The following is a 21405-nucleotide window of genomic DNA, read 5'->3' on the forward strand; positions in this document are numbered from 1 at the left end:
GCCCCCTCGTCCACCTTGGCCCCGCCTCCGAACCGACACGGCCGTTCGACGGCGGAACTATTCCACGTCGACGCCGTAGTCCCGGACCAGTTCCTCCAGGCCGCCCCGGTATCCCCTGCCTCCGGTGACGAAGTCCCAGTCGCCGTTCGCGCGGCGGCGGAAGGACCCGAGCACGAGGGCGGTTTCGTCCGGGCGGCCGTCGGAGACCGGCAACTGGTCGAGCGGGGAGCCCACGGAGTCCAGCAGGCGGATGCCTGCGTCGGTGAACCCGGACAGGTCGGCCCCGGGGTCGGCGACGGGATCGACCGCGGCGATGACGACGAGGCGGTCGGCGCGTGCCGGCAGGGCGTCGAAGAAGACCTGGACGGCGGCCCTGTCCGGCGCGACGGGGACGAGCGTGCGCACCGTGCCGTCGGGTGTGCGGGGATTGTTGTAGAAGACGAAGTGGTCGTCGTCCAGGACCCGGTTGCCGTGGCAGACGAGCGCGCACACGTCCAGGGCGACGCTGCCCGACCAGTACATGCCCAACACGTTGTGGTCGTCCGAGCCGGTCTCGCTGTCCGGTGCCGTCCGCTGGGCAGGCACCGGGCGCTCGCCGCCGCCCAGGCGTCCGCGCAGCCCGTGGCGGTGCAGCAGGTCGACCAGTTCGGAGCCCGCCACCAGTTCCAGGGGCTTGCCGTTGGCGAAGGTGTGCGAGCCGGGGCCGAACGCGGAGGTGGTGACCAGGACACCCTTGTTGGCGCCGGCGTCCTGGACGGTTCCGTACAGGTCGCGGACGGCGGTCGGGGGGACGGTGTTGCGGTAGCGCTTGACCTGCACGACGATCTTGCCGCCGCGAATCGGGGCCGGGTCCAGCGCGTCGACGTCGACACCGCCGTCGTTCGAGCGCTGGGTGGTCACGGCCTGCATGCCCATGGCCCGGAACAGGTCGGCGACCAGTGTTTCGAAGGCGACGGGGTCCATCTCGTACAGATCCGGCTCTTCGCCGTCCCCATGGGTGACGACGCCGTTGCCGACGTCCTCGGGAAGCCGGCCGGGCCGCACGGGCGCGTACTGGTCGGGGCGCGAGGACAACTGCCCCCGGAGGCCGTCCACCAGGCAGTTCACCGCGTTCACCTGTTCCAGGTGCAACGCGGTGAACGTCGAACGCGAAGCCATGACGGTGCCGAGGAACATGGGCGCCCGTCTGCCGGTCACCGGGTCGTGATCGTCCACGAACCCGTTCAGCGCGACCGATTCCAGCGCGCCGAACTCGTCGGCCGCGAACAGGTCCCGCAGCACCAGCAGGAGACACTGCGCGAGTACGTCCCGGTACAGGGTGCGGCGTTGCGTGACCGGTCGGGGCGACTCCTTCACCTGATCGGCGTTGACCATGTAGCGCGCCGACTTCGCCTCCGGGACGACGTCGTACTTGGGCAGCTCCCAGTTCAGCACCAGCTGGCGCGCCCCCGAGTCGTACGCCGCGGACAGTCGGCGGGGCAGGTCCTCCGGCCAGCCGGTCGAGGCGTAGAGGGCGGCGGAGAAGTACTCCACCGCGGCCTCGGGGTCCCCGTTGCGAAGCCCCGTCGCCATCTCCGCGATGCCGGCGTTGTGCCGGCGGATCTCGTCCAACTGGGCCTCGGCCCACTGCTGGTACTGCGCCTGGTAGGTGGCCAACTGGTGCCGGCGCTGCGCTTCGGCGGCCTGTGCGGCCTGCCAGTCGCGCTCGAACCTGGAGCGGGCCTCCGCCTGTGCCTGCGCCCGCCGTGCGGCGGTCCAGCCGCTCTGCTGCGGCTGGTACTGATGCTGGTTCGGGTCCGGCATGCGGATGGGGTGTGCGAGCTGTCCCGGGGAGAACGCCTCGATCTGCTCCGGCCGGGTGAGCGCGTCAGCCCTGAACGCCGGAGCCCGGCACCCCGTCGTCAACAGGCCCTGCAACGCCTCGACCTGCGCGTCGAGTTCCTGCGTACGACGCCGGGCCTCCGCCTCGCGCTGCTCCCGGTACGCCGCTCTCTGCTCACGGTAGCTGCGCGTGATCTCCCGCTGGTGGGCGCGCTGTTGGCGCTCCTGCTCCCGCTGGAACCTGGCTTGCGCCTCCTGTTGACGTTGCTGTTGGCGCTGCGCCTCGGCCCAGACAGCGACCAACCCGTTGGAGCGACGGCTCATGCTCGACAGGCCCTCCCCACCGGCGACCCGGCATGCGTGCACCAGGTTCCGCCCCCGTAACCAGCAGTGATGGAAAGACTTTAGTCGGCAGACGGCCGCGCGCCCACACGCTTGCTTCAGGCTGCCTTCACTTCATCTCCACCGACCTGTCGCGCCTGCGTCCGCGACGGCGTTGGCGGCTGGTCCCGCGGCGTTGCTCTGCCGTCACCCGTGCCTGGAGGCGTCAACTCGAGCCTGTGTCAGAGGCCTTGTGCTCGGGTGTGGCGTGTGGCACAGTCCAGCGCCACCGAGTGTCAAAAAATGACATCCAGTGCCATACGCTCCGGGAGCCCCGTTGTGAACCAGCAGCGAACCGCGCAGGACGGCACCGACGCCCTGCACGCCACGGCGAGCCGCAAAGCGGCCTTCCGTCTCTTGCCGATCCTGTGCCTCACGTACTTCATGGCGTTCGTGGACCGCACCAACGTCGGTATGGCCAAGACGTCACTCGAAGCCGACGTGGGCATCAGCGCCGCGGCGTACGGCGTCGGCGCCGGCATCTTCTTCCTGAGCTACGCGCTCCTGGAGGTGCCCAGCAACCTGATCATGTACCGCGTCGGACCGCGGCGCTGGATCACCCGGATCGCCGTGACCTGGGGTCTGCTGTGCTCCTGCATGATGTTCGTGCAGGACGAACTGTCCTTCTACGTCGTCCGGTTCCTGCTCGGCGCGGCCGAGGCCGGCCTGTACCCGGCGCTCATGTACACCGTCACGATCTGGTTCTCGCAGAAGCAGCGGGTGACCGTGGTCGGGATCCTCTACCTCGCCGTGTGTGCCGGGTTCGCGCTCGGAGCCCCCCTCGGCGGCGCTCTCATGGAGCTCCACGGAGCGGGCGGACTGTACGGCTGGCAGTGGATGTTCCTCGTCGAGGGCCTGCTCACCGTGGTCGTCGCCTACTTCGTGTGGCGCCTCGTCCCCGACCGGCCACAGGACGCACCGTGGCTGACGGAGCGGGAGGCCGCGGTGCTGAACGACCGCGCGGTCGTGCGGACCGCTCCGGGGCACGGCACCCTGAAGGGCAACGTCAGGATCGCCTTCGCCCGGCCGTTCATCCTCGCCCTGTCCCTGATCTACTTCGCGAACCAGGTCAGCAGCGTGGCGATCCAGTACAACTTCCCGTCCATCGTCGAGAGCCTCGACGTCGAAGGGTCCTTCCTGATCGGTGTCGTGAGCGGCAGCGCCGGCATCGCCTCGTTCGTCGGGGTGCTCGTGATCCCGTGGATCCAGCGCCGCGTGCGGAACGAGGTCCGGGTCCTGACGTACGTGACGCTCGCCACGGTCCCGGTGGCGATCGCGTACAGCGTCTCCGACGGTGCCGTCCTGCGCATTCTGCTGATCGACGCCGCGATGCTGCTGCTGGTCGGCATCCTCCCGCTCTACTGGTCGGTCGCGATGGCGAGGATGTCCGGACTGATGGCCGCTGCCGGGCTCGCGTTCATCAACACGGTCGGACTGCTCGGCGGGTTCGTCGGCCCCTACCTGTACGGGCTCGCCGAGGGCCGGGGAAGCGAGTCCGCCGGGTACGCCGTGCTCGTGGGCGCCGCCGTCCTCGGTGTGCTGCTCCTGCCGGTGCTGCACCGAACGGTGCGTTCCGAGGACCGACGGGCCGGCCAGGACGCCGGCGTGGGCTCTCCGGCCGGTGCGGAAGGGGTGAATTGACCGTGCGGAACCGTGCCGTCGCCGCCCGGACGGGCCCGTCCGGCGGGTAGGCGGCGCCGACCGCACGCGGGGGGAGAGACGGTCGGCCCGGTCTCCCCCCGCGACCGTGGTCATAGACTCACGACGACTTCGCGCGAAGAGGTCGAAGAGGTCGAAGAGGGGGGAGGGGCCGTGGCCGAACGGGGGCTGGAGACGAAGTACCGCATCGCGGAGACGGCGATGGCGCTGTTCCTGGAGCAGGGATACGAGAGCGTCACCGTGGAGGCCGTCGCGGACGCGTCACGGGTGTCACGGCGTACGGTGTTCCGGTACTTCGACGGCAAGGACGAGCTGGCGTTCCCCGATCACTCCGCGCGGCTGGAGCTGCTGGCGCGCCACCTGGTGAAGCCGACCGGCGGGCGGTCGCCGGTGGACGTCGTCGTCGCGGCCACCGAGGTGGTGATGCTCGACTTCCTGAGCAGGCCCGAACTGGTGCTCCAGCGCTACCGGCTGACCCGGGTCGTGCCCGAGTTGCGCAGGCGTGAGGTGCTCGAGAACGAGCGCTACGTCGCTCTGACGCGGGCGTATCTGCGAGACCGGCTGCCCCCGGACGGTCCGGCGTTCCTGCCGATGGCGCTCTCCGCGCTGATCGACGCGATGCACCGGTCGGCGCTCGGCGACTTCGCCCGCAGCGGCGGGACGGTGGACGCGTACGCCGAGCTCAAGGAAGGCATGGAGTGGATCCGCCGGACCCTGGCCGAGGAACCGGCCGCGGGCAGTCCCCTGCTGTTCGCCGTGCTGCCGGACACGGCGGCCGCCCGGCACGCGTTGTCGACGCTGCGCGACGAGGCTCAGGACCTGCTCTGAACCCGGTGCGTCAGCCGCGGCCGATCCCGAGCACGCCGGACCGCACGACGGGGGCGCCGCCGGAGCCATCGCGCGAGCAGCCGCGTGCCGGGGGTTCCGGGCGTCGGCACCCCCGGAACCCCCGGAGCGTTCAGGAGCCGGGGGCCGTGGTGAGGGGGAAGCCTCCGCTGCCGCCGCCGCGCATGTCCTCCATGTCGGACGGGTCCGCGTCGGCCCGGATGGCATGAACATCGAGCCCTCCCTGGCCCGCGGGGGCGTCCTCGGCGGCGCTGATCCGGTACTCCACGATGCGGGTGCCGTGGGCGGGCAGGTCCCGCGCACCGGAAGCGCCGGTCAACGGCTGATAGTCGTTGGCCACGACCAGCTCGACGGGGTGCCAGTCGCCATCGGGGGCCTCGCGCCGTTCCACCGTCAGCCCGGGCGGCCGCTCGCCCGCGTAGTTCCACTCGACCTGCGCGGAGAGCGCGATGTCGCGGAGCGCCTCGCCGGTGGTGTTGCAGAGCTTGACGAGGGCGGTCTGCGGTTCGCCGCCGGGGTGGACGGTGACGCCGTCGCGCGGGCCGGCAGCCATGGTGATCAGGTAGCCGGCGTTCTTGTCGACAGCAGTGAGTTTGGGACAGGGCTTGGCCTGGAAGTCCGCGAAGCCGGGGTTCGGTGAGCTCTTCACGGCCGCCGGAGCGCTGGGCGTCCGCGTCGCCGGCGCCGAAGCACCGGGCGAGGGGTTCCCCGTGTCGCCATCTGCCGGGGCTGACGGCCCGGCGCAGGCGGTGGTGAGGAGAAGCACCGCCCCTGCGGCCGCGGCGGCGGAACCGGCCCAGCGTCTGTCTGTGCGCACGGATGCTCCTCCTCGTGGATCACTGTTCGATGATCACGACGTCCGAAGCCCGCTCACGGTTGCGCCGCGGCCGTGGTGGCGCGCCATCAGCAATCGGTGCCCGCGTCCACGACCGGGAAGGAGGTCTCCCGCACCGCGTCGTTCCGTCACCACCGGTCCCCGCTAGTCCGCCTTGATCTTCTTCATGGTGAGGTGGGACTCGAGACGGAGGACGGCGGGCAGGACGGTGAGTTTGCCGGTCAGGAAGGCTTCGTAGGCGGCGTGGTCGGCGACGGCGACGCGGAGGAAGTAGTCGGGGCGGCCGTACATCCGCCGGAACTCGACGACCTCCTCGTAGGAGGCCACGGTGTTCTCGAACTCCTCGACGGTCCTGCGGTCGTTGGCGTAGATCTCGACGTCGATGAGGACCTCCAGTTCGCGTCCCATCGCTCCGGGACTGACGACGGCCCGGTAGCCGGTGATGACGCCGGCCTCCTCCAGACGCTTGACCCGGCGCAGGCACGGGGGCGGGGTGAGGCCCACCCGCTTGGCCAGCTCGACGTTGGACAGCCGACCGTCCCGGCGAAGGTGAAACAAAATTTCGCGATCGGTCGCATCGAGGCCGCTTGCATTGCTCATACGGCGATCGTATGACCCGGACCAGCAATCATATGAGGTGAGATTCTCACTAAAATGTCGGTATGCGAACAAGTTCCACCGTCGCCGACCGGACCGGGCCCGCGTCCGTCCCCGGGCCCGTGTCGGCGTCCGTTCCCGCCTCCGTTCCTCCGCCGCGCAAGCGGTCCGAGGCGCGGGCCGCCTTCCAGGACTGCGCGTCCGTGGGCATGGGAATGTTCCCGCTCGGTCTCGCCTTCGGAGCGCTGGTCGTCCAGTCGGGGCTCGACTGGTGGTGGGCGGGACTGTCCGCCGCCCTGATCTACGGCGGCTCGTTCGAGTTCCTGCTCATCGGCATGGTCGCCGCCGCCGCGCCGCTGGCGTCCGTCGCCGTGGCCGCCTCCCTGGTCCAGGCACGGCACGTCTTCTACACCCTGTCCTTCCCCCTGCACCGGGTGCGGGGCCGCCTAGCCAAGACGTACAGCACCTTCGCGCTCACCGACGAGGCGTACGCCCTGACCGCCACCGAGCAGGCCCGCACCTGGTCCGGCCGGCGCATCCTGTGGCTGCAGTTCTTCATGCACCTGTACTGGGCGGGCAGCGCGACGGCCGGGGCCCTGCTCGGCTCCCTCGTCCCGGACGGCGTCACCGGCCTGGACTTCGCACTGACCGCCCTGTTCGCCGTCCTCGCCCTCGACGCCATCCGCGACCTGCGCGGCGACCTGCCCACCCCGGTGCTCGCCCTCGCCTGCGCCCTGGCCGCCCGGTTGTTCTTCCCGGGCCAGATGCTCCTGGCCGCCTTCGCCCTGTTCACCGCCGGTCTCCTGGCCCGCCACTTCGCCACCGGCAGGAAGCCCGCCCATGCCTGACACCCTTCCCCAGGCTCTCGACTTCGCCCGGGCAGGGGGGATCCCGTTCGCCGTCGCGGCGATCCTGGTCGCCGCCGCCGTCACCTGGGCCCTGCGCGCCCTGCCCTTCGCCGTCCTCGCCCCGCTGCGGGCCAGTGCCACCGTGCAGTACCTCAGCACCCGCATGCCCGCCGGGATCATGGTGATCCTGGTCGTCTACTGCCTGCGAGACCTCCCGGGCACCGAGTTCCGCGCCCTGGCCCCGGCGGCCGCCCTGGCCGTCACCGTCGGCCTGCACCTGTGGCGCCGCAACGCCCTGCTGAGTATCCTCGCCGGCACCGCCGTACACGTGACCCTGGCCAGCACGGCCTTCGTACCAGGAGGCTGAGATGGCCGAGACGACGCCGGTCGACACGACGGTGGCCGAGGTGATGGCCGAACTGGCCGAACTCGAGGACCCGAAGGCACGCCGGGTGAACGAGAAACACGGTGACGATCACGGTGTGAACCTCAGCAGGCTGCGCGCGCTCGCGAAGCGGCTGAAGACGCAGCAGGAACTCGCGTGCCGGCTCTGGGCGACGGACGACACCGCGGCGAGACTGCTGGCGATCCTGATCTGCCGTCCGAAGACGTTCGAGCGCGACGAGCTGGACGTCATGCTGCGCGAGGCACGCGCACCCAAGGTGCACGACTGGCTCGTGAACTACGTGGTGAAGAAGAACCCGTACTCCGAGGAGCTGCGCCTGGCCTGGTCCGCCGATCCGGATCCCGTGGTCGCGAGCGCCGGCTGGGCGCTGACCGTCGAACGCGTGGCGAAGCGGCCCGACGGCCTCGACCTCGCAGGACTGCTCGACGTCATCGAGGCGGAGATGAAGGACGCCCCGGAGCGCCTGCAGTGGGCGATGAACCACTGCCTGGCGCAGATCGGCATCGAGCACGCCGGGCACCGCAGCCGTGCGGTCGACATCGGCGAGCGGCTGGAAGTGCTCAAGGACCACCCGACCTCCCCGGGCTGCACGTCTCCGTTCGCGCCCGTCTGGATCACCGAGATGGTGCGCCGACAGCAAGGCGAGTGAGCGAGGTCCGCGCTCACGCTCGTGCCGCGGTCCACACATACCCCCCACGGTCCCCGCCACATACCTCCCACGGTCCCCGTCGCCGGACGGATAGCATCACGCCCGGCGTGGCTCCCGGCAGAGGCGATGATCATAGATTCGGACGCGGTACCTCCCCCCACAGCGAGCATCAGCCTGCGCGAGTTGCTGATGGCACTGGGCGATTCGCTGCTGGAGGTGCAGGCCGCTCCCGCCGGACTGGACGTCGAGATCCGCGGCGTCGCCCTGCTCGACCCCGAGGACCCGCCGACCACCCGGCCGGGCGAGCTGGTTCTCGTCATCGGTGCCCGTGGCCGGGCCGCTTATCCCGCGCTGCGGGCCGCCGGACGCGACGGAGCCGCCGGCGTCGTGGTCAAACTGGACGGCCCCGGCCAGGCCGCGGCCCTCAGCGAGACCGCCGCCGAGGCCGGGGTCGCCCTGCTCTCGTTGCGCAGCGAAGCACGCTGGGAACAGGTGAACACACTGGCCCGCGCCGCCCTCGACGACGTGCCGCCGGGCCGCCCGGGCGAAGGGGTCGAGGGGGGCGACCTGTTCTCGCTCGCCCAGACCACCGCCATCCTCACCAGCGGCATCGTCAGCATCGAGGACGCCGCCCACCGGGTGCTGGCGTACTCCCGCTCCACCGACTCCGACGAGATCGACGACCTGCGGCGGCGTTCCATCCTCGGCTGGCAGGGACCGGAGCCGTATCTGGCGAAGCTGCGCGAGTGGGGCGTGTTCCAGGACCTGCACTCCAGCGACGAGGTGGTCAGCATCGACAGCCACCCCGAGCTGGGGATCCGTCGCCGGCTCGCGGTGGCCGTGCGGTCCGGGGGCCGGCAACTGGGGACCATCTGGGTGCAGGAGGGCTCGACGCCGCTGTCCGAACGCTCGGACCAGGCACTGCTGGGTGCGGCCCGGGTCGCCGCGCTCCACCTGGTGCGCCGCCGCCGGGAGCTCTCGGAGGGACTGACGTTCACCCGGACCCTGCTGGCCGGACTGCTGGACGGGAGCACCGGGCCCCAGCCGCTGGCCACCCACCTGGGATTCGACGCGACCCGTCCGGCCGCCGTCCTGGGCTTCTCGTACGAGACCGCGGATGCCGTCGCCGCCCCGGAGTTGACCCGTGTCGAGGTCACCAACCTGGTCTCCGTGCACACGGCCGCCCGGCATCGCAGTGCGCTGGTCACGCAGGTCGGTCCCCGCATCTATGTGCTCCTGCCCCAGTTGCCGCGCAGCATCGACGTGGACACGCTGCGCGGCTGGGGTCAGGAGATCACCGACGCCGCACGCCGCCATCTGGACCTGCCCCTGCGCGGCTCGGTCGGTTGCGTGGTGTCCGGGCTCGGGGACGTCCCGGAGTCACGCCGGGAGGCCGACCGCATCCTCGACGCCATGCTGGGGACCGACGTCCCCACCGCGGTCGCCGCGCTGCCGGACATCCAGGCGGAAGTACTGGTCAGTGAGCTGCTGACGCTGCTTTCCGTCCATCCCGAGATACGGGATCCACGGCTGACCACCCTCCTCGAGCACGACAGCCGGAACCAGGGCCGCCTGGCGGAGACCGTCCTGACCTATCTGAACTCCTTCGGTGACGTACGGGCCGCCGCCGCCCAGCTGTATGTGCACCCCAACACGCTGCGCTACCGCATTCGCCGGGCCGAGGAGCTGACCGGGCTCGAACTGAGCCGTCCTGACCAGCGTCTGCTCGCCATGCTCCAGCTGCGGCTGCCGCCGCCCGCCACCTGATCCCGCTTCCTTCCGCATTGGCCGGTCGGACAGCTGATCGGAGGCGGATTCGTCGAGCCGCACAAACACACCGGCTCACGGCCCCTCATACGCTTGCGCGAATTCAACCCCGCAAGGGATGCGGACCGGCTCTCACACCGCCTCTCACGAGGAGACGGAGCACCGCGCCGACGTGCGATGACTACCCCATCATCGGCACCGCATCCGAACACCGAACACCACCCCCCACATGGTGAACGCTTTCGAGAATTTCCAGGGTCATGGTCGGCCCACTGCCGACCCGTTGCCGAACCGGCCTGCTCGTTCCCGCCGATCACGGGGTATCCGGAGATCCGGATCGCCGGTGATCGGCGATCGGTGGCCCGGTGAACACGGCGGCCACTCCCACAAGACTCCCCAACCCCACTTCGGACGGATGTCGACATGACTGCACGCGCTCCTGACTCCCTGGCCACGGCCACCACTCCACCGGTCGGCGGTCAGCCCCCGGAGCAGTCGGGTCTGAAGGCCGGCCTCAAGAACCGCCATCTGTCGATGATCGCCATCGGCGGTGTGATCGGCGCCGGTCTCTTCGTGGGCTCCGCCTCCGGTATCGCCGCCGCCGGGCCCGGCATCCTGCTGTCGTACGCGCTGGTCGGAGCCCTGGTCGTCCTGGTGATGCGGATGCTCGGCGAGATGGCCGCGGCCAACCCGAGCTCCGGCTCCTTCTCCGCCTACGCGGACCGGGCGCTGGGCCGCTGGGCCGGGTTCTCGATCGGTTGGCTGTACTGGTTCTTCTGGGTCGTCGTGCTCGCCGTGGAGGCGACCGCGGCCGCCGTGATCCTGGAAGGGTGGGTGCCGGCCGTACCGCAGTGGGCCTGGGCGCTGATCGTGATGGTGGTCCTCACCGCCACGAACCTGCTCTCGGTCGGTTCCTTCGGCGAGTTCGAGTTCTGGTTCGCGGGCATCAAGGTCGTCGCCATCGCGGGCTTCATCGTCCTCGGCGGCCTGGCGATCTTCGGTGTGCTGCCCGGCTCCGACAACGCCGTGACGGGCTTCGCCAACCTCACCGAACACGGCGGCTTCCTGCCGCACGGGCCCGGAGCGATCCTCACCGGCATCCTGCTGGTCGTCTTCTCCTTCATGGGCAGCGAGATCGTCACCCTCGCCGCCGCCGAGTCCCCGAACGCGCAGCGGGCGGTCGCGAAGGCCACCAGGAGCGTGATCTGGCGGGTCGGCCTCTTCTACGTCGGCTCGATCCTCATCGTGGTCTCCCTGCTGCCGTGGAACGACCCCGCGATCCAGGAGAAGGGGTCGTACGTCGCGGCCCTGAACTCCATCGGCATCCCGCACGCCGGCGAGATCATGAACTTCATCGTGCTGACCGCCGTGCTGTCCTGCCTCAACTCCGGCCTCTACACCGCCTCCCGGATGGCCTTCTCCCTGGGCGAGCGCGGCGACGCCCCGCAGTCCTTCGTACGGACGAACGCGCGAGGTGTCCCGCAGGCCGCGATCCTGGCCTCCGTGGCCTTCGGCTTCGTGGCGGTCGCCTTTAACTACCTGTGGCCGGACACGGTGTTCCAGTTCCTGCTGAACTCCTCGGGCGCGGTCGCGCTCTTCGTGTGGCTGGTCATCTGCTTCTCGCAACTGCGGATGCGGGGCATCATCCTGCGCGAGAACCCGGAGAAGCTCGTCGTCAAGATGTGGCTGTTCCCGTACCTGACGTGGGTGACGATCGCGATGATCTCGTTCGTGCTCGTCTACATGCTCACCGACGACAGGGAGGGCGGCGGACGGAGCCAGGTGGTGCTCTCCGTGCTCGTGGCCGCGCTGGTGATCGCGATCTCGGTGGTCCGGGAGCGGAGGCGCCCGGGAAGCACCGAGGAAGCGGTCGCGTCCCGGTAGTCGTCGCGGACCGCCACCCGGCGGTCCGGGCTCCCCGCCGTCCTCGGCGGGGAGCCGCCGTTGTTCCGGCGGGCGCGGGACCGCGCACGGGCGCCGGCGGGCGGCCCCGGAGAACCGCCGGACGAAACGGCGATCACCGCCGTCACCCCGGCCGAGCCGTCCGCCGGCCCGGGACCGGACGACCCAGCGCCAGGCGCGCCACGCGCGGCCAGTCGGCCGCCGCCCCGCTGCCCCGCAGCGCGTGAGGGCGGTGGCGCGGCACGCGGACCCGGAGCGCACCGGGCGCGCTGCGGCACACCACGGGGGACGGCAGGACGACGTGTTCTCCGTCGATGCCGACCGGGAGGGTGTCCGTGCCGGCCTCGACGACGACTTCTCCGGCGGTCAGCCGGACGAGCCCCCCGGAGCGCGGACCGCGCACGACGCGCGCCGCCTCGGCGGTGCTGCCGACCCGCACGCACACCAGGCCGAGGAGCCCTGAGTCCAGCCGCTCCCTGCGCCCCGGGCGGGCCGCGTCCACGGCACGTCCGTAGGGGTTGTTGCTGACGAGCAGGGCCTGGAGCCCGTCGACGCGCGTCCGGCCGGCCCGTGCCCGCAGCCTGAGCGCCTCCTCGCCGGTGAGGAGCCCGGGAAGGGTGCGCAGGGTCGTGCGGGTCTTGGCGTCCCGGTACGCGGGGTCGGTGACGACGGACGCGTACGTCCCGAACGAGGCGTTGTTGACGAAGACCCGGTCCGCGGCGTACCCGAGGTCGACACGGAGTTCGACGCCGTCCGTCAGGGCCTGCAGGGCCGCGGCCGGATCGTCGCGGTCGAGGCCGAGGTCGAGGGCGAAGTGGTTGCGGGTGCCCGCGGGGATCACCACGAACGGCAGGTCGTGGCGCGCCGCGACCTCGGCCACCAGGGCCTGGGTGCCGTCGCCTCCCGCCACCGCCAGCAGGTCGGCTCCCTCGGCGACGGCCTGCCGGGCCTGCTCGACGACGTCCTGGCCCGCGTCGAGCAGGACCACCCGGCAGCCCGCCGCCCGGGCCTTCTCCGCCAGCTGGAAACGGTCCACCTTGCCGCCGCCGGAGCGCGGATTCATGAGGATCCAGGGGGCGTGGGGTTGCTCGACGACAGTCTGTTCGGCCTGTGCGGCCTGTTCGGAGACGCAGTGACCGTGTGCCGGGACCGTACGTGCCGTCGTGACGGCCAGCCCCCACAGGGCCAGGGACACCAGGGCCGGTCCCAGTAGGCCGAACGCGGCGTACAGGGCGAACACGGTGACCGGCGCGGCCACCGACAGGACCGCCCCGAGGACACGGAGCACACCCGTGTGGGCCAGGACCCACCACACGCCGACGGCGGCGAGCGCGAGCCCCGCGACGCCGACCAGTACCCACAGCACGCTCCGCAGACCGGCGGCGACGAGCGGCACCAGGACGCTCCCCAGGAGGGCGAGCAGGGCGAGGCGGGCTCGTCCGGACCCGCCTTCGAGTGCGGCCGGGGCCCCCGCGCCACCCGGCCCCCTCGTGCTGCCTCTGTGCCGTTCCACCTGTCGGCCCTTCTCCTCGCGCTCCCGGCCACGCGGCGCCGGCACTGTCCTCCCGGTCCTCCCTGTTCTCCCAGTCCTCTCACTCCGTCCGCGCCGTGCCGGGGCTGCCTCACACGTGGCCGGCCGCGGGTGCTCAGCGACCGGGGTCGCGGGCGGTGGAGCCCGAGTGCTCCGCCGGGCCGTGGCCGGTCAGGACCAGTTCCTTCGCCCTGCGGAACTCCTCGTCCGTGAGGGCTCCGCGGCCGCGGATCTCGGACAGCTTGGCGAGCTCGTCGACGCTGCTGGGCCGGCCGCCGGCCGCGGTCTCCCTGATGTAGGCGTTGAACTCCTCCTGCTGTGCGCGGGCCTGCGCGATCTCCCGGCGGCCCATGTTCTTGCCGCGGGCGATCACGTAGACGAACACGCCCAGGAAGGGCAGGACGACGCAGAACACCAGCCAGCCGGTCTTCGCCCAGCCGTTCAGTCGGTCGTCGCGGAAGATGTCGGTGACGATCCGGAAGAGCAGGATGAACCACATGATCAGCAGAAAGAACCAGAGCATGGTCCAGAAGGCGCTCAGCAGCGGGTAGTCGTACGCCAGGTAGGTCTGTGGGCTCATGTCCCTCCTCCGTTCCCGGGCGCTCGCCGGCAGCGGTTCCGTGCCGCCTTCAGCGTGCTCACGGCGAGCACCGGGCGGCCTCACCCGGCGCGGGTGAGTGTGCGCACCGGGTGCGCGGCTCCGTCGGAGTCGGGCGGGCCCGGGGTCGTGGCCGGGTTCATGGGTGCTCCTCCGCGGCGGTCGCGGTGTCAGGCCGCCGGGGCGGGTGTGTGCGGCCCCGTGGAGTGCGCCTTCCGGAGCGCGGCCCGCCACGCGAAGGCGACCACCACCTCGGCCAGGCCGAGCAGGACGAGCCACAGGCCGAGCAACCGGGTCAGGGCGCGGGCCGATTCGGTCGGCAGGGCGAGGACCACGATCCCCGCGACGATGGCGAGTACGGCCGTGCCCAGGACGACGCCACGGTGCGGCAGGTCCTGGGTGGCGAGGGCCGTGTAGAGGGTGAGGAGGCCGGAGACGAGCCAGAGCACCCCGACGATCAGGGAGAGCGCGGTGATCGTCTGCAGTGGGTTCCGCAGGCACAACACCCCGGTCAGGACGTACAGCACGGCCAGGAGCAGCCCCGGGAGCCGTTCGTGCCCCTCCCGCGCGAAGACGGCCACGAACCGGAACGCCCCGGTCACCAGGAGGTACAGGCCGAGGAGGACGGCCAGGACGTGCAGGGTCGCCTCCGGCCAGACCAGTACCAGGATGCCCGGCACCAGCGTCGTGACGGCCGAGCCCAGGAGCCAGGTCCATGAGCGGCCGAGCCGCGCGAGTGCGTAGGTGGGGTCGCCCATCGGATCGAAGGGCACTCGGTCGGAACGGCGTGTCGACCCGGTGTGCGATGCCGGACCACGCGGCATGGACATGGCTCCTCCTCGCGTGATCGGTCGGTCGGTCGCTTCCGGATGCGCCGACGGGGCGGTGTGACGGGGCGATGCGACGAACGGTGTGTGACGGACGGTGCGTGCGAGGACCTGACCGGTCCAGGGTCACGCCTGCACCGGGTGCCGGGATCACCCGCGGCGGGTGATCCCGGCACCCGGTGCAGGTGGCCCTTCGTCCGGTGGTCGGCACCCCGGCCCCTGCGTTCTCAGTGCTTCAGGACGATCTTGAAGGAGACGATCAGCAGGCCGATCAGCAGATTGACCGACGCGGTGGCGGCCATCAGCCGCCGGGAGGCACCGGCGCGGTGTGCCGCGGCCACGGACCAGCCCACCTGCCCGGCCACGGCGACGGAGAGGGCCAGCCAGAGGGCGCCCCGCACGTCCAGGCCCAGGAGCGGGCTGACGGCCACCGCGACGGCCGGCGGGAAGGCGGCCTTGACGATCGGCCACTCGTCACGGCACACGTGCAGCACCATCCGGCGGTCCGGAGCCCGCTGTGCCAGCCGCGCCCCGAACAACTGGGCGTGCACGTGCGCGATCCAGAACACCACACCGGTGAGCAACAGCAGCAGCACCAGCTCGGCGCGGGGGAACGAGCCCAGCGAGCCGGCACCGAGCACCACGGAGGCGGCGAGCATGGATCCGTAGACGGCGCCCGTGTAATCCGCGTGGACCCGGCGCTCGGACCGGCGCGCCCGCCGGTCCGTGGCCGGGCCGGCCCTGGTCCTGGCCCTGCTCCTGGTTCTGGACACGCCCGACTCCCTTGGTCTCAGCCCTGGTCTCAGCGCGTCGGGCCGGTCGCTTCGGCCGGGGCACCGGTGTCCGGCTGCCGCGGCCGGCTGCCCGGGGCGGTCGGCAGATGCGGTGTGACCAGGAAACTGGCGAGAGCGACGCCGCCGGTGGCCAGGATCGCCGCCTTCAGACCGGCCAGCTGTGCGGAGGCGTAGGAGTCCGTGACGGCGTCCACCTCGGACGGCGGCAACCCGGCACGTTCGGCCGCCGAGCGCACCTGACCGGTGGGGACGAAGGTGACCCCGGCCTCGAGGGAGACACCGACCTGCGCACGGGCCTCTTCGGACAGGCGCGGGTCGTCCGCCACCTGTGTGGTGAAGGCGTGGGCCAGCGCACCGATGAGGATCGACCCGATGAGCGCGGTGCCCAGCGCCGAGCCCAGGTTCTGTGCCGTGAACTGGAGCCCCCCCGCCTCGCTGCGTTCCTCCTCACCGACGCCGGACTGGACGACGTTGCCCAACTGCGAGGCGAGCAGGCCGATCCCCACGCCCAGCAGGGCCATGGCTCCGGCGAACTGCGCGTCGTCGATGGCCGGGTCGACGGTGGCCAGCAGCCACACGATGGCCGCCGTCAGGGTGCTCAGGGCCACCCGGACCACCCGGCGCGGCCCCCACACCCGTCCCAGTGGGGACGCGGACAGGGAGGTCACCAGCATGGTGGCGGACACCGGGAGGAGGCGCAGCCCGGTCTGGAAGGCGTCGAACCCCTGAACGACCTGCAGATACAGCGGGATGGTGAAGAACAGCCCCAGGAGGATGAGGTTCTGGCTCAGCAGGGTCAGCAGGCCGGACCGCAGCACGGGCCTGCCCAGCAGGGACAGGTGCACCAGGGGGTCGTCGCCCCGGCTGTCGCGCCGCCGCTCCCAGTGCCGGAAGACGGCCAGGACGGCCACTCCGGCGCCGACGACGAACAGCGTCGGGGCGAAGCCGAACACGGTGAAGGGCGGGTTCCGCGGCTGCACCCATCCCCAGGTGCTGCTCTGCAGCACGCCGAGCACACCCAGCCCCAGTCCGGCCGCCGAGAGCGCGGCACCGACGCCGTCCAGCCGGGGAGGCGGGCCGGTCCGGACGGGCGTCGCGATCACCCGACGGCACAGCAGGACGGCCACGACGACCACGACCTCACCGGCGAAGACCAGCCGCCAGGTGAGGTACGTCGTCATCCAGCCGCCCAGCAGCGGGCCGACCGCGATCCCGGCGCCGGCGAGTCCGCCGATGACCGCGTAGGCGACGGCCCGGTCCCGCCCGCGGTACGACTCCGCGACCAGGGCGACCATGGCCGGCAGCACCATGGCGGCTCCGAGCCCCTCGATGACGGACCAGCCCAGCGTGAGGACCCACAGCGTGGGGGCCACAGCGGTCAGGGCCGACCCCACGCCGTAGACGGCCAGGCCCAGAAGGAACATGCGGCGACGCCCGAGGATGTCCCCGAACCGCCCACCGATGATCATGAACGCCGCCATGACCAGTGCGTACAACGTGATGACGGCCTGGATGGCGGTGACCTCCGTGTCGAAGTCGTCGACCAGCCGACTGATGGACACGTTCATGACGGAGGTGTCCAGGACCATCAGGAACTGGGCCGTACCGAGAACGACCAGAGCCCGCCAGTGCTTCACGCCGTCCACCTCGCCGAGTCGGCCCGGTACGCCGACGGGGCCGGCCGGGCAGCGGCAGGCGCCCGCCGCTCCGTCCATCGCACCCCAGGCACGCGCCCCGTGCCTCACCCGCCACGGGGGAAGGGGCCGTGCCCGGCGGTGCTCCACCAGCGGGGGCGTCGGGCCCTCTCCTCGCCGCATCGCCGTATCGGCTCGTCGAACATGTCCGCCATGTCCGCCTGAAAGAGCGGCAAGGTCGAACGCCGAGTTCAGTCCTCGCGGACGCTGAGCAGGTCACCGGGCTGGCAGTCCAGTTCGCGGCAGATCGCGGTGAGGGTGGAGAAGCGGATCGCCTTCGCCCGGCCGTTCTTCAGGACGGAGAGGTTGACCACTGTCACCCCGACCCTGGCCGCCAGTTCGGACAGGGTCATGCCGCGGTCGGCCAGCAGTCGGTCCAGGTGGACTTGAACCCGGTGTTCCTCCTCCGGTGGCATCAGACCAGCCCCTCGGTGTCGGCCCGTAGCTTCGTGCCGCGGCGGAAGACCTCACCCAGGGCCAGGATGAGGAAGGCGAGCAGGACGTACTCGCCGGAGAAGGTGGCCGAGAAGGGGATCCGGTCGGCCAGGGGGGTGCCGCTCACCAGCGCCTGTGTGGTGAGCGCCAGCAGCGCCGGGGAGAAGACGCCCTGCACCAGCACCGTGAGCCCTATGACGCTCAGGCGTCGGGCGTTCTGCGGTACGAAGACGTCGCCGCCGTGCAGGGTCCCGGCCATCTGCAGGAAGAGGGCCAGGATGAGGAGCAGGAGCAGGCTGCCGACGAACTCCGGCAGGGCGAGCAACAGGCGCTGGCCCAGGTCGGGGTCGGTGAAGGCGAGGTCGGCCTGGTGAGTACCGGTGAGAGTCATGCCGTGGCCCGCCGCCGCGTCGGTCACGGTGTCCGACACCGGGGCCGTGGTCCCGGTCTCGACCTCGCGGGTGTCCACCGGGTCGACGAGGCCGACCACTCCGAGGGCCGGGGCCAGCACCCCGAAGACGCCGACCAGCAGAGCGGCCAGCCCCAGAGCCGCCCCCAGCAGCCGATTGTCGGCCTGGCTCCACCAGGACTTCGTATTCATGCTTCCCCCTTCTACCGCAACACACCTATCGATTGTCGATGCTATCGATAATCGATAGGTGTGCTGTCAAGCTCACGGGTCTGCTTCCCGGACGGAGTCGGCGACCGCCGAGACCGCGGCCCGGCTCGCCCCGCGCGCCCGCACCACCTCCGGGAACGCCGCCCCGAAGCGGAGCCGGAGCCCGACGGCGCGGAGGGGCCCGGCCCGGAGTCCGTACCGCCTGACGCCGATCCGTCGGGTGGGATTCGAGAGATCGACTCCCCGTCCGCTCACGCACCGTTCAGGCGAACGGCCCCGGACGAGGAGCCCGAGGCCGGTCAGGGCGCCTCCCGGCCGGCTCCCGGGACGAGGCGGGGCAGTGCTGACCGGTGGGAGGTGCCGGAACCGAGGGCCTGTGACCCAGTGCACACCGTGTGAAGCGATGACTTCTCCTCGTGCCGTCGGTCATACGAGCGACGGCGACAACACAGGCATGAGGAAGGCCCGGCCATGACTCACACGCTCAGCACGACCCGGCACACCGCCCCCGTTACGTCCGCGGCGCGACCGCCGGCACGGCGGGCTCTGGTCGGCGGCGCGGTGGCGGGCCCGCTGTTCCTCGTGCTCGGCGTCGCCCAGGGCCTCGCACGGGACGGCTTCGACTTCACCCGCAACGCCATCAGCCAGCTCGCCCTCGGTGAGGCGGGCTGGATCCAGACGGTGAACTTCCTGCTCACCGGAACGCTGCTGATCGTGGGGGCGACCGGTCTGCGCCGGGCGCTGCGTGGTGCCACGGGCGGCACCTGGGGGCCGGTCCTGGTCGGGGTGTTCGGTGCCTCGTTCTGGGCCGCCGCGATCTTCCCGGCCGATGCGGGGGCCGGTTTCCCCGCCGGTGCGCCCGATGCGACCACGCTGAGCGGGCATGGCGCTGTGCACATGGTGGCCGGGACGGTCGGTTACCTCGCCCTGTGCGCGGCGTTCGCCGTTCTGGCCCGCCCGCTCGCTGCCAGGGGCCACCGCGGTTGGGCTGTCGCCTCGCGCCTCGTGCCCGTGGCCGTCCTCGCCGGTTTCATGGCCTCCGCCGCCTTCGTGCCGGCCTTCACCGCGGGCGCCGGCCTCGGGCTGTTGTGGCTGGCCGTGGTGATGACCCGCCTGGCCGTCGCCCCGGCGAACCCCTAGCTGCCCGCCGCTCCGACGGACATCATCGACACCACCCAGAGCATTCAGATCAGAAAGGAAACGGGGCATCCCATGACCAGCGCAGTGAAGGGTCCCGCCAGCTACTTCCCCTCCATCGAGAAGAAGTACGGCCGTCCGATCGCCGAGTGGAAGGACCTCATCCGCACCTCCCCGCTCACCAAGCACATGGAGCTCGTCAACTGGCTCAAGGCGGAACACGGCCTCGGCCACGCCAACGCCCTCGTCGCCCACACCCTCGCCGAGGACGCCGGCAAGTGACCGGGCCCTCATCACCAACTGCTCGGTGTCAGTCGCAGGACGGGCGGTAGGTCAGGTGCGGGAACGGTTGTTCCCATTGTCTTCGGGAACGCTCAGTGGATGGGACCTGCGCAGGGTTTTGGAGCACAGGGCTTCGTAGGAGCGGTCGGCGTCGAAGTCGAGCGCCCAGGTCCTCCCGCCTGCCAGGCCCGGGGCTGCCCGAGCCGGTGACAGCCGGCCGACGAGGGCCCTGCGGCGAGGTGCGGCGCACCCGCAACCGCGACAACCGGTGTCAGTACGTCCTCTCCCTGGCGGACGAGGGGCACGGGCGACCCTGTCGGCGTCGCCTCCGGGATCGGCGCGAGCTCTCTGACGACATCACGCGTTCAAGGTCGGCAATGGGCCTGAAGCATCCTGATTCCGCTCTCGGCGGACCGTTCCGCCATCCCTTGTGTTCATGAAGATGCCGAGTAATCGTCATTACATGATTACAGAACAACAGCGAGAGCAACTGCGGGGCTGGTTCACCGGCCGGCTCCCCGAGGACCTCTTCGAGGAACTGGCCGAGGTCACGGTCGACCGCGAGGAGATCACGGTGATCGGGCGCATTCCCGGGCCCCGGCCGGTCGAGGACGCCTCTTCGGCCGAGCGGGACGCGGCCGTCGAGGGCCGGATCCAGGAGTTCCGGGAACGCACCCGGGACACCCGGATCGCCATCGCCCGGGACGCGGAACACCGCTTCGGCCGGAAGGTCTCCTGGGGGGTGGAGTGCGCCGGGCGGCGTGCCCTGTTCACCCATGTCGCCGCGCCCGTCATGACCCGGCTGCGCCAGCCGGAGCGCCTGGTCCTCGACACGCTGATCGCCGGCGGGGTGGCCCGCAGCCGCAGCGAGGCGCTGGCCTGGTGCGTGCGCCTGGTCCAGCGGCACACCGACGACTGGCTCACCGAGCTGCGCGAGTCCCTGGAGCACGTCCAGCGGGTGCGGGCCCGGGGACCGGACGGCGAACGGGAGGAGGCCGAGCCCACCGCCGACGGCGAGTGAACGGCGTTGCGGGTGGCGCGCGTCACCGCGCGGGACGCGACCCGTCCCGCAAGGGCCGCCTCACCACTGGTGCGGACCCCCAGGGCCGAACCTAGACTGGCGGAGGCAGAAGAGCCCCGATCAGGGAGATGTGCCATGGCCAAGCGAGCCAACAAACGACGCGGTCGTAAGAAGAAGAAGGCCAACCACGGCAAGCGTCCCAACACCTGAGCCGACCGAGCGCGCCGCCGAGGGCGAACACGCCGGAAGCGCCCCGGCGGGACCGGTCTGCGCACGCCTCTCCGGAGGCCCGCGCGGGGCCGACGGTCCAGCAGGTCGTGCGAGTCACGATCATGCTGAGGAGCTTGCGGGCCCGCGGACCGGCCGCGACCCCACGGGCAACGCCCCCCCCCGCCCCGGGACAGCGCCCGGCGTACGAGCGACCGACGTGCGCCCTCGGCCGAGGGTGAACCGCGCCGGGTCTGACGGAGGCTCTGATGTGCCTCGAACACCGTGCTGTGGTCGCCGCGGCCGTGAACATCGGCAGTGCCGAAAAGAGCCGGTCGGCCTCGGCCCGTACCCGCTGCTCGGTGAGCCGGCCATCCGCCTGCCCGCGTGCGATGGCGCCAGTGGAGCAGGCTCCTTCGACCAGGCCGGTGAGCAAGGGCGACATCGCCGGTCCGGTGAACACTCCGGTGTGCACCTCGACCGCCACGTCGTCGAAGCCGGCGTCCAGGAGAAGGTCGCGGTACCGGCGGGCGGCGCGCGGGACGGCGA

At 71.4% G+C, this 21405-nt stretch carries 21 protein-coding genes; 11 read left to right on the forward strand and 10 right to left on the reverse strand.

The annotated features are described in order from the left end of the window. Window positions 1-57: 57 nt before the first annotated feature. The gene (locus tag AC6F7H_RS15960; protein WP_500757636.1) at window positions 58-2145 is read right to left on the reverse strand and encodes a restriction endonuclease; all 2088 of its coding nucleotides are present in this window, start codon (window positions 2143-2145) and stop codon (window positions 58-60) included. 336 nt (window positions 2146-2481) lie between these two features. Here AC6F7H_RS15960 and AC6F7H_RS15965 point away from each other — a divergent pair, with 336 nt between their 5' ends. Together AC6F7H_RS15965 and AC6F7H_RS15970 are read left to right on the forward strand one after the other, a co-directional pair. Continuing rightward, window positions 2482-3843: an MFS transporter gene (locus AC6F7H_RS15965; RefSeq protein ID WP_500757637.1), complete on the forward strand. Its 1362-nt coding sequence runs from the start codon at window positions 2482-2484 to the stop codon at window positions 3841-3843. Window positions 3844-4014: 171 nt separating this feature from the next. Beyond that, window positions 4015-4689: a TetR/AcrR family transcriptional regulator gene (locus tag AC6F7H_RS15970; RefSeq protein ID WP_500757638.1), complete on the forward strand. Its 675-nt coding sequence runs from the start codon at window positions 4015-4017 to the stop codon at window positions 4687-4689. A gap of 130 nt (window positions 4690-4819) precedes the next feature. Here AC6F7H_RS15970 and AC6F7H_RS15975 read toward each other — a convergent pair whose 3' ends face one another. Then, complete coding sequence (locus AC6F7H_RS15975) at window positions 4820-5524, reverse strand: hypothetical protein (protein ID WP_500757639.1); 705 nt, start codon at window positions 5522-5524, stop codon at window positions 4820-4822. A 162-nt stretch (window positions 5525-5686) separates the two neighbouring features. After that, entirely contained in the window at window positions 5687-6142 is a 456-nt protein-coding gene (locus tag AC6F7H_RS15980) for an Lrp/AsnC family transcriptional regulator (RefSeq protein ID WP_500757640.1), read from the reverse strand. A 206-nt stretch (window positions 6143-6348) separates the two neighbouring features. Here AC6F7H_RS15980 and AC6F7H_RS15985 point away from each other — a divergent pair, with 206 nt between their 5' ends. From AC6F7H_RS15985 to AC6F7H_RS16005, 5 genes are all read left to right on the forward strand, one after another. Further along, entirely contained in the window at window positions 6349-6987 is a 639-nt protein-coding gene (locus AC6F7H_RS15985) for an AzlC family ABC transporter permease (protein WP_500761848.1), read from the forward strand. After that, window positions 6980-7354 carry a branched-chain amino acid transporter permease gene (locus tag AC6F7H_RS15990; protein WP_500757641.1) on the forward strand — a complete coding sequence of 125 codons (375 nt, stop codon included), beginning with the start codon at window positions 6980-6982 and terminating at the stop codon, window positions 7352-7354. The genes AC6F7H_RS15985 and AC6F7H_RS15990 overlap by 8 nt, the downstream gene beginning before the upstream one ends. Window position 7355: 1 nt before the next feature. Then, window positions 7356-8042 carry a DNA alkylation repair protein gene (locus tag AC6F7H_RS15995; RefSeq protein ID WP_500757642.1) on the forward strand — a complete coding sequence of 229 codons (687 nt, stop codon included), beginning with the start codon at window positions 7356-7358 and terminating at the stop codon, window positions 8040-8042. Window positions 8043-8168: 126 nt separating this feature from the next. Further along, window positions 8169-9809 carry a helix-turn-helix domain-containing protein gene (locus tag AC6F7H_RS16000; protein WP_500757643.1) on the forward strand — a complete coding sequence of 547 codons (1641 nt, stop codon included), beginning with the start codon at window positions 8169-8171 and terminating at the stop codon, window positions 9807-9809. A gap of 423 nt (window positions 9810-10232) precedes the next feature. Continuing rightward, the gene (locus AC6F7H_RS16005; protein WP_500757644.1) at window positions 10233-11693 is read left to right on the forward strand and encodes an amino acid permease; all 1461 of its coding nucleotides are present in this window, start codon (window positions 10233-10235) and stop codon (window positions 11691-11693) included. A gap of 142 nt (window positions 11694-11835) precedes the next feature. Here AC6F7H_RS16005 and AC6F7H_RS16010 read toward each other — a convergent pair whose 3' ends face one another. The 7 genes from AC6F7H_RS16010 to AC6F7H_RS16040 form a co-directional block, all read right to left on the reverse strand. Beyond that, window positions 11836-13134, reverse strand: coding sequence for a diacylglycerol/lipid kinase family protein (locus AC6F7H_RS16010; protein ID WP_500761850.1), 1299 nt, complete (start codon window positions 13132-13134; stop codon window positions 11836-11838). A gap of 223 nt (window positions 13135-13357) precedes the next feature. Continuing rightward, complete coding sequence (locus AC6F7H_RS16015; protein ID WP_500757645.1) at window positions 13358-13822, reverse strand: SHOCT domain-containing protein; 465 nt, start codon at window positions 13820-13822, stop codon at window positions 13358-13360. Window positions 13823-14010: 188 nt separating this feature from the next. Continuing rightward, window positions 14011-14670, reverse strand: a complete 660-nt coding sequence (locus AC6F7H_RS16020) for an HdeD family acid-resistance protein (RefSeq protein ID WP_500757646.1) — start codon at window positions 14668-14670, stop codon at window positions 14011-14013. A 224-nt stretch (window positions 14671-14894) separates the two neighbouring features. Next, the gene (locus tag AC6F7H_RS16025) at window positions 14895-15440 is read right to left on the reverse strand and encodes a hypothetical protein (RefSeq protein WP_500757647.1); all 546 of its coding nucleotides are present in this window, start codon (window positions 15438-15440) and stop codon (window positions 14895-14897) included. A gap of 29 nt (window positions 15441-15469) precedes the next feature. Further along, the gene (locus AC6F7H_RS16030) at window positions 15470-17098 is read right to left on the reverse strand and encodes an MFS transporter (RefSeq protein WP_500761852.1); all 1629 of its coding nucleotides are present in this window, start codon (window positions 17096-17098) and stop codon (window positions 15470-15472) included. Between the two features lie 248 nt (window positions 17099-17346). Continuing rightward, window positions 17347-17571 carry a helix-turn-helix domain-containing protein gene (locus tag AC6F7H_RS16035; RefSeq protein ID WP_500757648.1) on the reverse strand — a complete coding sequence of 75 codons (225 nt, stop codon included), beginning with the start codon at window positions 17569-17571 and terminating at the stop codon, window positions 17347-17349. Then, window positions 17571-18191 (reverse strand): DUF2975 domain-containing protein, encoded by a 621-nt coding sequence (locus AC6F7H_RS16040; RefSeq protein WP_500757650.1) that lies wholly within the window; start codon window positions 18189-18191, stop codon window positions 17571-17573. The genes AC6F7H_RS16035 and AC6F7H_RS16040 overlap by 1 nt, the downstream gene beginning before the upstream one ends. Window positions 18192-18680: 489 nt before the next feature. Between AC6F7H_RS16040 and AC6F7H_RS16045 the strand changes: the two genes are divergently transcribed. The 4 genes from AC6F7H_RS16045 to AC6F7H_RS16060 all read left to right on the forward strand — a co-directional run bounded on the left by AC6F7H_RS16045 (window position 18681) and on the right by AC6F7H_RS16060 (window position 20859). Continuing rightward, the gene (locus AC6F7H_RS16045; RefSeq protein ID WP_500757651.1) at window positions 18681-19349 is read left to right on the forward strand and encodes a DUF998 domain-containing protein; all 669 of its coding nucleotides are present in this window, start codon (window positions 18681-18683) and stop codon (window positions 19347-19349) included. 72 nt (window positions 19350-19421) lie between these two features. Then, window positions 19422-19628 (forward strand): DUF4287 domain-containing protein, encoded by a 207-nt coding sequence (locus tag AC6F7H_RS16050; protein WP_500757652.1) that lies wholly within the window; start codon window positions 19422-19424, stop codon window positions 19626-19628. 463 nt (window positions 19629-20091) lie between these two features. Beyond that, window positions 20092-20649, forward strand: a complete 558-nt coding sequence (abmR, locus tag AC6F7H_RS16055) for an ATP-binding transcription factor AbmR (protein ID WP_500757653.1) — start codon at window positions 20092-20094, stop codon at window positions 20647-20649. A 135-nt stretch (window positions 20650-20784) separates the two neighbouring features. Further along, window positions 20785-20859: a 50S ribosomal protein bL37 gene (locus AC6F7H_RS16060; RefSeq protein ID WP_381207549.1), complete on the forward strand. Its 75-nt coding sequence runs from the start codon at window positions 20785-20787 to the stop codon at window positions 20857-20859. The last annotated feature ends 546 nt before the right edge of the window (window positions 20860-21405 follow it).

This window comes from Streptomyces sp. MMS24-W38, from assembly GCF_059889265.1.